The organism is Flavobacterium hercynium (assembly GCF_002217285.1).
GTDB classification, from domain to species: domain Bacteria; phylum Bacteroidota; class Bacteroidia; order Flavobacteriales; family Flavobacteriaceae; genus Flavobacterium; species Flavobacterium hercynium.
This window is the reverse complement of sequence record NZ_MUGW01000021.1, coordinates 52789-64382: the sequence shown is the minus strand read 5'-3', so window position 1 is coordinate 64382 and position 11594 is coordinate 52789. Positions and strand designations below refer to the sequence as shown.

The following is an 11594-nucleotide window of genomic DNA, read 5'->3' as shown; positions in this document are numbered from 1 at the left end:
CAAGAATAACAAGAATAACAAGAATAATAAATTAAGAGAAAACAGGCAAGCGACAGAATAATTAAATCTGCCAACATTTTTAATTGATTCAAAAAACTCATTGTTAAGTTCATAATTTTTGGATTTATTTTACAAAATTTCCGCTATTTATAGCATTGAAAAAATGATTAAAACTTTCTTGTATTTGAGGTGCAATAATGCTGTATGAATATTCAATTCCTTCAAATCCAGCACCAATCACAATTCCTGCTAGAACCCCATAAGGTCCCGCATACGCACCGCCAGCCCCCCAAGTTGTAATTGCAGTTCCAGCCCCCCAGGACGCTCCTGTTCCTATCATTCTGTAACTATATAATTGAGGAGAAATACCACCATTAGCTTCTCCCTTAATGACTTTTATTGTATTATAAGAAGCTTGGGCAAAAGGTGCTATATTTCCTGTAATTTTACCTATTCCTTTCATATATGGCGCTGCTCTCCCTGACGCTTCTAATCCCGCACTAAATATCGCAGTAGAGGTTGCAACCTCATTAGTTTTTCCAGCTATTTTTTCGTAGCTATTGTTGCTGTAAAAATCTCCATTTTTTACATCAGCCTTAGCACCATCATACCCAAAATCCGTATCAAATTTTATCCCAAAGGTAAGCCCCGCATTATTCGATGCCGAAACCCAGTCTTTAGTTTGGCTATACTGGACAGCGGTAACTGCAAAATGTCCTCCGCCCGCTGCGATTAAAGAAGCACTCGCAATATAAGTAGCACCATAAGTAACGGAGGATGCCGCTACCATAATAGCACCGGCTACGATTTCAAGACCCGCTACAATGTCGCTAAAAGTAAGTTTGAACTTGTTCCCACTAGGATCAGTGTATTTCAACGGATTGTTTAATACATAGCCGTACTGGTTAAAGTTTTGCGTATTGGTAGGATCCTGAATGTAATTGTCTACTTGCAAAAAGCGGTGCAGCATTGGGTCGTAAAGCCTCGCATTCATGTTGATGAGCGCTACACTTTGCAAATGCTCGTGTCCCGTATAACCGCGGTCTAAAATGGTTAATTCCGGCAGTTCATTCCCTTTGCCGTCTTCGACTTTTATAATGCTTCCCCAAGCATCAAACAAACGTTTTTCGACTAAGGTAGCATTTGCGTCTGTTATTGCCAAAATAGAACCCTGATAATCGCGGTGCAAATACAAATATTCAGACTTATCGATACCATCACTTTTAGAAACAACCGGAGCTGTGTAGGCATTTCCTCCAATGAAAGTTACAAATTCCAGAGCTCCTGTACTTCGGTTTTCTTTTATCTCCATACTGCCGTCAGCAGAATAATGCTTGCGAAGCGGTCTTAGTTCTTTGTCTTCCAGACTGCCGTAATACATGGTACTGCGCTGGTTATCCTCGTTATAAGTAAAACTTATTCTATCGATACCCGTTTCCGAAATCTCAATTGGGCTTTTAAAGGCATTGTAGGTAACGCTTAGTTTTCGTTGTTTTCCGTCGCCTTTACCTACTTTGCGAATACTAATTTCATCAAAAATAGCGCTGCCTTCGCCAAGTTGTCCTGCAATAACATTCACGCGAATTCTCAATTGTTTCACTTCGGCAGGTATCTCGATCATTTTCTCTAAAAAGACCATTTCTTCTGCTTTTTTGGTGCTTACGGTTTCGGTTACGAAAGGTTTTTTCTCCTTGTTTTTATATTCTAAAACCTGTATTTCTGCTTTTGGCAGGGTTGTTTTTACCCAGCCCGAAATCACATATTTAGTAGCTGCTTCATTGTTGATCGTAATGATTTTATCTGCTGTAACGCTGTTTCTTTTTTCATTACCGGCGGTTTCTAACTGCAAAGCATGTTTTTCGTCAGAGGTTTCAAGTGGAACAAATTTTATTTCGCGCGATGAATATTTGTTTGTACTCCATCCGGTCTGGCTTTCCATGCCGTCATAAAATACAACACCTCTATTTTGGTAATAGTCCAGGGCATTGGCGTTTAGCTCAATAAAGGTGTTGCGGTAGGGCCTTGAATCCTCATATTTGTAGGTGCCTAAATTATTGGTCAGTATTTTTCCCGCGGGATCATACGTTTGTGTTTCTTTTTCACCCAATCGATTGGTGAATTCCTGTAAACGGTCTATTTCATCATATTGAAATGTTTCAGTATAATTATTAAAAGCACTGTTGCTTCTGCTGGTCAGATTATCTGTGTTTTTATCAAATGAAGTCGTGAGCGTCAAAATGTTGGCACTTGGTGCTGTGGTTTTATCGTATTGTATTTTCGATAAATAACCATTTTCATCAAATTCGCTTGTCATTTTAATGCCGTTGCCCATTTCGCTCTCGCGTATCTGACCTTTGGCATTTAAAATATTGGTCTGCCAAAGTATTTTGTTTGTCGCATTGTCTACAATTTGCCACAACGCTCCGTTTTTGTACACATTTTTGGTTACAACGGTACTTACTTTTCCATTAAGCTCCGCTGTTTTAGTTTCGGTATCGATTCTGCCCAAACCATCATAGGTAAAGGATCTTGTAAATTTCGTAACACTCAGTTTTTCTTCTGTTATGCTCGTAACGCGTTTAAAGATGTCGTCGTAAACAAATGTGGTAATGGTTGTGCCTGTAGCAACCGGTTCGTTTTTATCGACATACTGTACACGCAAAATCAACTTGGTAGCGGGATCATACGTATAATTAGTTTCACTGTTGGTACCAGCTCCCACAATGGTTTTGTTTATTACTTTGCCCGCTTCGTCTCGTTTTAGCGTAGTGACAACACCTCCGTTTTGACTTGTCTCTGTGGTGAGTTCACCAAAGTCATTGTGAACATACGTGAATGTTCCGGACGATGGGTTGGTCAGTTTTGTTCTTCGTCCCCAGCCGTCTTGTTCTGTTACGATGTTAACGCCGTTGTAACTGGCTTGTTTTAAATTGCCATTGGCAAAATAACTGTAAGTAATGCTTCCGCCAAGGGTTTCACTTAACGTGCTCAAAGTACCATTGGCACTGTTGGTCATGGTTTTGGTTTTCTGCCCATCGACAATAGTACTTGTCAATCCCAAGTAGGATGTTGCAATCGATTTACCATTAAAGGATTTGCTGTTTGTAACCCTGCCGTAAGCATCGTACTCTACTTCATTCCACTGCGAAGGCAATGCGTCAAAATAAGGTTCGCTCACTTTGTAATTGCGATCGTGAACGTCATATTCATACGAAATATACGAGAATACACCATTGAGGTTTTTCACGCCGGATTTTATTTTGCGTCCTAAATCATCAAAGGTTTCTTCGGTAGCACTGCCGTCTAAAGCGTCGGTTGTGGTGGTAACGATTGTTTTTTCCGCATTTTTAGTATAAGTCGTCGTTATGGTTTTGTTGAGTTTATCATTTGTAGCCGTTATACGCTTAAACCACGAATCGTAGGTATAAGAAGTAGCCGAAAATGGTGTTGTTTCAGATTGAAGCGTTCCGTCCGGATTATAAACAAAAACGGTTTCCAGCGCATCGGTATCGATCATTTTGGTAATATGTCTTCCTGATGCATCATATTCATAACGTGTCGTTCTAGGTGCTAAAGGAGCAGGATCACTCATCGTGTTTTGTATCGTATTTCCAAAAGAATCATAAACCCTGCTTTCTGTAATAACAGCAGTTCCGTCGGCACTTCTGTCAATACTGGAAACGAGTTGATTCGCGCCATAGGTATAGACTTCTTTGTTGGTCATTGAACTTCCGGGTGTTGTACTGGTAACGGTTTTACTCAGAGGTCTGCCCAAAATATAAGGAGATTGCAGCAAAGGCTCATAAATAACTGCTGTACTTGTAGTGTGCGCCACTGTTGCTCCTTCCTGAATTGTGGTTTTGGTATTCGTTACATTACTGTTTTCATCATACACCTTTACCGTTTCGGTAGTGGTTCCGTTGAGTGTATTGGAGTCTTTTGTAATCGTATTTTTTAGTTTAAAAACCTTATTGGCAAGCAAATCACTCTCATACGTAAATGCCGATTTGGTAATGTAATCGTCCATGAACGACACAGGTGAACGATAGCCGAGAAATTGGGAACGCTCCAAAAGAGCACCACGTTTACTAATGTCAAATTTCAAAACATTCGATATCATTTTAGAATCCTGATCAAACCACTCGGTCTGTGTAATTGCTCTAAAACCTAGAAACCCTAATCCCTCATAATTGGATACCGCACCGTAATAGGCAAACAGTCTTTTCTTTAAAACATCTTTACTTTGTTTTTCAATCTGAGAAACCACCATAAAATTGGCATCCCATACCATATCGATATTCGGATAATTTTCTGTTCCGGTACTCGGGGTGTATATTGTGTTGTACGGGTAAGTACTGTAAGATCTCGGATTTAAAGACGTATACTTTATGGTTTCTTTGATATCATTCCCTGTTGTTACCGAAACAAGCAGATTGTTCTTTCCATATCTTTTTTCTGAATTGAAAAAGTGTATTTTGTCTTTATTTATAAAAGCGATTTCGAAATTATTGCTACCATGACTAACACCATTGTAAGAACTGTTCTGGGGCAGGTAGACAGGAAGCGCATATTTATTAATATCCGGATCACTATTGGAATAACAGGACCATGTTGCGGCATTGCGAAACTCCCCGTTTAAATTCGAGTGCCCGTTTAAAAATAGATCACCTTTTTTTGTGTTTGGATTTGTGCTGCTTCTAATAGAAATTAAATCAGTTCGGTGATCATTATCATAATCAAGTGCAATATAGTCATAAGTATTATTAGCGTCGTTGGCTTTAAAATCAGGGTTAAAAGGTTTTTCTTCTTTGCGTAAAGATAAGCCGTCAGAAGTATAGGTACACAAAGTTGCACTTCCGTAAGCTTTGGGTGTTATAAATTCGAATTTTCCGTCACCATTATAGTCGCCTATTAAAATGGGTTTGCTTAAGCTAATGTCGGGATCGACGGTTTGGTTTTTATATAATAAAACCAGCTTGTTTTTATCATCCAGTCCATATATGTTTACAAAGCCCTCGTCAATAACAAAAATATCTGATTTTCCATCTCCGTTAAAGTCTGCCACAAGTAATTTACTGGTTTCAGAAACATTAAGAGACCCTGCATGATTGGTATGCTTAGAAGTTAGCCTTCTGTCTAAATTCATGAAATAGGTGTCTCCCGGATTAGTAGAAGTTACTCTCACAAGATTTCCATTTGTGTCACAAGGCCCATCATACGAATAAGTAAATTTTACTTCAATTGCTAGTACGTCTGTTAATCCATCACCGTTGAAATCACCATTGGCATAACGTCTGGAAGGACGGTATGAATGTTCAAACGGTTCTCTGTCAGGTTGGAGACAGCTACTGGGATGTTCAGAGTAATATATAAATTCAGGAAATTTAAACGATTTGCTGCCTTGCGGCAGTATGGTGTTCATACTGCTTAGGGCATAGGTGCTTAAAGTCGTTATTTGAGTAGCAGGATCGGTGGTAGCAATAGTCCAGCCTTGTTGCATTACCTTATTGTCCCAGCTTAACCAGTTAGAGGTAAAAATAGTTTCAAAAAGCCCAACATCATGAGAAGAACCCAGATTGGTATTGCCGGATTGTAAGTCTGTATAAAGCCAGAACTTTTTCATTTTGTCAGGTCCAAAAGTAGGGTATAATATAAAATCCATTTTTCCGTCGGCATCAAAATCACCTGAAATGGTTGCGGCATTACGGCTTTCGATTTTACCTACACTTAATTTGGCATTGAGTTTAGAATAGCTCACATGAGGTTGATTATCGTTCAGATAAGAAAAAACAATCGGATTATAACTTTTAGACTGATCACCATTTTTTTCGGTTACAGAAAGAATTGAATATTTGTCTGTTGTAATGCTGTAATTTCTTAGAGGGATTCCGTTATCAAGCACATTAATTTCTGATAAACTTTTTTCTCTCTTTATTTGTACACCCGCAATGAAGCGGTCTTCTTTGTACAAAATCCTGTCATTGTTGTAGCTAAAACGTATTTCACTCAAAGGGGTTTCGTCTAAACGGCTTCCATATTTTATGGTGTTTAGGTATAACGAATTATCCGTAATAGTGTAGCTGTAGGCAATACGGACTCCCGATAAATTATCAAAATTGGTAATAGACCATTCGTTTACAGAGCGGGAATCTGCAGAATTTCCGTAAAAAGCTTTTGTTCCGTTGGGATATTCTACAACAAAATAAGCAGGGCCGTAATTTTTTCCTTAAGGATTTGTTCCGTAAGAGGTGATTTTAACGTTCGAATGAAATTCTGTTTCGTACACTGTTCCGTTTCCGCCGTAAATGTCTGTGCCATTTTTTACTATTAAACGTTGTCCGTCTAATGCAAATCGGTCTAAAGTATTAAAATCAACCGCATCAATTACACCATCGTGAAATTTTGTAGCTGCAATACGCGTAATCGACGATACTCCTGAAATATTCCATCCTGGTGCAGCCGTTCCTGTAATTCCGCTGTTGCTATTATAGGCTAGCGCTATTTGTGGTGCTACACCGTCGATACCAGACGGAACAGCAATAGGAAGCATATAATTGGAAGCTCCGGATAAAGAAACAGAAAGAGCGCCTTCGGTTGCGCCAACTTCTGTAGAAGATCCTGCTGGCGTTGTTTGTGCTGTAAGTAATAAGTTTAAAAATAATAAGGTGGTTGTAAAGTAAAGTTTCTTCATGCGCAATCTATTGTTTCATAATTTTAATCGATTTGTCTTCACCGTTTTTATGGGAAATCAAAACAATGTAGACACCTGCGGGATATTCGCTAAACGGAAGTGTTAGGCCGTTTTGTCCATTGGCTATCGGTTGTGTTTTTATCGCCTGACCGGATAAGGAATAAACAGCAATTGTTGTTACGGGATTTTCATTAGACAATTGTCTCCGGTCAATGAATAATTCTTCTTTAACTGGGTTGGGATAATAGGAAATAGCCGTTTCTTTAGAAGGATCTTCTGTAGTGCTGTCTTCGCTCTCATCATCATCTTTGGGATCTTCTTTTGGGTCTTCCTCGTTGCCTTTATCCTCTAATTCATCAGTGATTACATCGATGCAGTTGATGCAGATTAACATTCTGTTCGTTTGATTTCCGGCAGTATCGTAATCGAATGTTAGTTTTTCCTGAGCATTTGTAAACGACCCAATAAGTAAAAATACAAGTATATATTTCTTCATATAGTTGAGATATGTGTGTTGGATCACAAAAATAAGTTTTAATTTACAAGTTCCTACAGGGTGAATGTTAAAAATATTTTTTTAACAAAAAAAGCGAGATTTATATCTCGCTTTTTAGTGTGTGGTATTTTTCCTGTTGTATAGGAGAAAAAGTGGTAAGGTATTTACAATAAAATGATTAGGTTGTTAATTTTTGGTCTTGATGTCTTTGTTTCTGTAATGTAAGAAGTCTTTAAAAAAAATGCTATGTTAGTTTACTAGTGTTTTTTGTGTAGGTTTACTTAGAGTTAGAAAAAAGCATAAAAAAGAAAAGCTTCGGAATCACCCGAAGCTTTCTCTTTTCTCCAAAATAAAATAAAATTCAAAGGCTTAAAAAAAATGTTTTAAAATATGTAAGTACCAGGAATTGCTATAATAATTCCGTCGCTAGTTGCTTTTGCAGTAGTTTCTTTTACTACTTTTCCACCAACATAAATTTTTACTGTTATAGTTTCGTTTTCAGCACCACCATTTCCACTTACAGTAATTCCTGCTCCGGTAGTATCTCCAGAAGCTTTAAATTCTTTAGTCCAAGGTAAAGTAGTAACATCTACATTTTGTCCGGCGTTACCAGACTCCATATAAGTAGCACCAAGTTTTCCTTTATAATTTCCGGTTATTTCATACTTAACGTCTCTTGATCCAGAACCATTATCGTTGTCGCTGCTGCAAGACACTGCAGTAAAAGCAAGAGTCAATGCAATAGCTAAAGTTTTAAAAATAGATTTCATAATACGTTTTTTAAAAATTAATATTTCTCTCAGCAAAACTAGAAGCTTATTAAGGAAAGTTCAATACCTGATTAAGTGTATTTTGTATTACCTGATATCAGGTAAAAATGTAATTTTTCTTTTCGTAACATTTAAATTTTAATAAATTTGAAAAAACCACGATTCATGAAGAAAATTTACCCAGTTCTATTTTTTCTATTTTTCTCTGCCATAACCTATTCACAGGTTATTCTCTCTTTAGATGATGATTCCGTTTATATCGATAGTATTGCTACACTTACAAAAAAAACAAATTCAGATAGTCTTAAAAGTATTTACAGTTTTAGATTGTCTAAGTTGTATTTGATGGTACAGGACGGTACAAAGTCAAAGGAATATTTGGAGCAGGCCAATAAGTTGAAAACTAAATATCCATTTTTGGTAGATGCATCAATTTACTATAATTCATCTCGTTTTTTGGAGAAAGGAGATGCTGAAGGTTTCGAAAAAACACTGCTTGAAGCCAATGAAAAACTGAAAGCGTACAATAATATAGAAGCTTATCGACTACGTGCTATCGTGCTTCAGAATTATGGCATCATGCAGCAAAGAAGTAACAATGAAAAGGCTTACATGAAGTTGTTGGTACATGAGGCTATTCCTATTGCTAAAAAGAGTAAAGATCACGAACTAATAAGCGCTTTGTATAAAGCGGTTGCTATTATTTTTATGAATAATAACGAACGTCAAAAAGCGAGTGAATACCTGCGTGATGCACAATATTACATAGAAGTGGCAACAAAACGATCACCAACCTTAATTGAGTCTAAGGTAGAAACGTATATCATTAATGCAGAAAATCTGGTAGAATTAAAAAGATTTTATGACGCAAAGAAAGTTCTGGATAAAGCCTATGCTAAATTAGAATACCATCCCGAATCAAACCTAAATGATTCTTATTATTATTCAGAAGGGATTTATTATGCTAAGCAAAACAAACACGAAACAGCATTAGAGAGTTATGAAAAAGGTATTCGATCAGCAGATAAACATCAAAATCAGATTGCTTTAAACCGATTGAAATTTGCTGAATATGAAGTTTTATTCAAATTAAAGAATTACGCAAAAGCAAAGGCAAATTTGGAATATCTTTTAAGTAAAACACCTTTTATTGTAGATCAGAAAAACTATTTCAATGAATTGTCTAAGGTTTACAATGCTACTAAAGATTACGATAAAGCATACTTCTATGCCAATAAATACAATGTAATCAATGATAGTTTGAATGATACGAAGTTTAAAAGTGATATCGTAGAACTGGAAGCAAAGTTTAAGAAAGCAGAGAACGAGAAAAAGATCACCTTGCTTCAGTCGCAAAACGAAAGAGCATCATTAATGCTGCATAACAATCGACTGAATTCTGTTTTGTTTGCGGTGTTGTCTGTTTTGTTGTTTCTTACCGTTTTATTTTTGTGGATATTGAATAACAATCAAAAGAAATTAAGTGCTCAGAAAGAAATTAATTACCAGCAAGAATTAGATGTGCTTGAGAATCAGCAAAAATTATCCGTTTCTAATGCGCTGATTGAAGGAGAAGAAGTGGAAAGAAAACGAATTGCGAGAGATTTGCATGACGGATTAGGGAGTATGCTTTCGGGATTGAAAATTCATTTGAAGTTAGCAGAAAACCAAAATAACTTAAGCGCAACAGATGTCAATGTATTACTTGATAATTCGATTAAAGAATTAAGGAATATTTCTCAAAACTTAATGCCGGAAAGTTTGCTTAAATTGAGTTTGGAACATGCATTGCAGGATTTATGTATGCGAAATTCTAATGCCAATACTAAAATTGAGTTTCAATATCTGATTCCAAAACCAAACCTTCCTAAAAATTATGAAATTGTTATTTACCGTATTATTCAGGAATTATTGAATAATGCTTTAAAATATGCTGAGGCAACAGAAATATTAGTTTCCTGTTCTCAAAATAAAGAGACCTTCTATATCACAGTCGAAGATAATGGGATTGGTTTTGATGTTTTGGATAAAAATAATAGCGGAATGGGATTGCGAAATATCAGAAATCGCGTTGACTTTCTGCATGGAAAAGTTGAAATTCAAAGTGAACCAAATAACGGAACAGCAGCTTATATTGAATTGAAAGTAAAAAAAGAAGCAACATCAAATGGATAAAGCATATAAAACGATTATTGTAGACGATCATCCAATTGTGATTTCGGGAATTTCGGGATTATTGTCAGATTTAGAAAGTGTTGAGATTGTGGGTAAATTGCAATCTGGCGTAAAATTGGTAGAGTATATTGAAGAAAATGAAGTCGATTTAATTTTGATGGATATTTTTCTTCCTGTAATAAACGGGGTGGATCTTTGTAAAACAATTAAGCAAAAGTATCCTCAAATTGTCATTATTGGAATGAGCAGCCAATCAGAAAGAAGTCTGGTAATGCAGTTTATTCAGAATGGCGGTAATGGTTATATTCTAAAAAGTGCCTCTTTTGAAGAATTTAAACGTTGCATAAATAAAGCAATTGAAGGTGAAATCGTTTTTAGTGATGAGGTAAAGGCAATAATTAGTCAGCCTCAGTCTGAAGATTTAGAAAGAATTCCGAGCCTGAGCAGAAGAGAAAAAGATATTGTAATGTTATTGTCTAAAGGTAAATCGACTCAGGAAATTGCTGATGAATTATTTTTAAGCTTCTTGACGGTGCAGACACATCGACGCAATATACTTCAGAAGTATAAAACTAAAAATGTAGCAGAATTGATGGCTTTTCTTTTAAAGAATAATCTTTTGAACGCATAAATCCAGAATGCCAAAATGACATTTTTTTAATTTGGTTCAGAAATTGTAGTTTGTTTTGTAACTTTAATAATCAATCAAATAAAACTAAAGATATGAGAATAGACTATTTAATTATTGCAGGAGCAATTATGTTATTCAGCTGGCTGGTCAGTTCGAAGCTGAAAAGTAAATTCGAATTATACTCTAAATTGCAATTAAGAAACGGAATGAGCGGCGCAGAAATTGCTGAAAAAATGCTAGCCGATAACGGAATTACAGATGTTCGCGTTATTTCGACTCCGGGTCAATTGACCGATCACTATAATCCGTCTGATAAAACCGTAAATTTAAGTGAAGCTGTTTACAATCATCGTAATGCGGCTGCGGCTGCTGTTGCGGCGCACGAATGTGGTCACGCGGTACAACATTCAATAGGTTACGAATGGCTTACGCTGCGTTCTAAATTAGTACCAATCGTAAGTGTTGCCTCTAATTATGTACAATGGATTTTAATTGCAGGGATTTTAATGATTAATGCTTTTCCTCAGTTATTGCTAATCGGAATCATCATTTTTGCTGCGACAACTTTGTTTACGATTGTAACGTTACCAGTAGAATACGATGCGAGTAACAGAGCGTTAGCCTGGTTGGAAAATAAACACATGCTGACAAAAGAAGAGCAGGCAGGTGCTAAAGATGCATTAAAATGGGCTGCAAGAACGTATGTTGTTGCCGCCATAGGATCAATTGCAACGCTGCTGTATTATATTTCCATTTATTCTGGAAGCAGAAGGAATTAAGAATTAGATAATATGCTAATTAGATAATTAGTCAATTTAAAACAAAAGCCCG

7 protein-coding genes are annotated in these 11594 nt (G+C 36.6%); 3 read left to right on the top strand and 4 right to left on the bottom strand.

The window, feature by feature from the left end:
• Positions 1-124: 124 nt before the first annotated feature.
• From B0A66_RS22720 to B0A66_RS11145, 4 genes are all read right to left on the bottom strand, one after another.
• Positions 125-6010: an RHS repeat-associated core domain-containing protein gene (locus tag B0A66_RS22720; protein WP_123868233.1), complete on the bottom strand. Its 5886-nt coding sequence runs from the start codon at positions 6008-6010 to the stop codon at positions 125-127.
• Between the two features lie 216 nt (positions 6011-6226).
• The gene (locus tag B0A66_RS11155) at positions 6227-6691 is read right to left on the bottom strand and encodes a SpvB/TcaC N-terminal domain-containing protein (RefSeq protein ID WP_089049917.1); all 465 of its coding nucleotides are present in this window, start codon (positions 6689-6691) and stop codon (positions 6227-6229) included.
• Between the two features lie 7 nt (positions 6692-6698).
• On the bottom strand, positions 6699-7187 hold the full coding sequence (locus tag B0A66_RS11150) for a T9SS type A sorting domain-containing protein (protein ID WP_089049916.1): 489 nt from the start codon (positions 7185-7187) through the stop codon (positions 6699-6701).
• A 383-nt stretch (positions 7188-7570) separates the two neighbouring features.
• The gene (locus B0A66_RS11145; protein ID WP_089049915.1) at positions 7571-7957 is read right to left on the bottom strand and encodes an MmpS family transport accessory protein; all 387 of its coding nucleotides are present in this window, start codon (positions 7955-7957) and stop codon (positions 7571-7573) included.
• 165 nt (positions 7958-8122) lie between these two features.
• On the opposite strand from B0A66_RS11145, the gene B0A66_RS11140 reads away from it, so the two are divergent.
• The 3 genes from B0A66_RS11140 (at position 8123) to B0A66_RS11130 (ending at position 11542) form a co-directional block, all read left to right on the top strand.
• Positions 8123-10132: an ATP-binding protein gene (locus B0A66_RS11140; RefSeq protein ID WP_089049914.1), complete on the top strand. Its 2010-nt coding sequence runs from the start codon at positions 8123-8125 to the stop codon at positions 10130-10132.
• Positions 10125-10763 carry a response regulator gene (locus B0A66_RS11135; protein WP_089049913.1) on the top strand — a complete coding sequence of 213 codons (639 nt, stop codon included), beginning with the start codon at positions 10125-10127 and terminating at the stop codon, positions 10761-10763. Before B0A66_RS11140 ends, B0A66_RS11135 begins: the two co-directional genes overlap by 8 nt.
• Before the next feature lie 92 nt (positions 10764-10855).
• On the top strand, positions 10856-11542 hold the full coding sequence (locus B0A66_RS11130) for a zinc metallopeptidase (RefSeq protein ID WP_089049912.1): 687 nt from the start codon (positions 10856-10858) through the stop codon (positions 11540-11542).
• Positions 11543-11594: the final 52 nt, after the last annotated feature.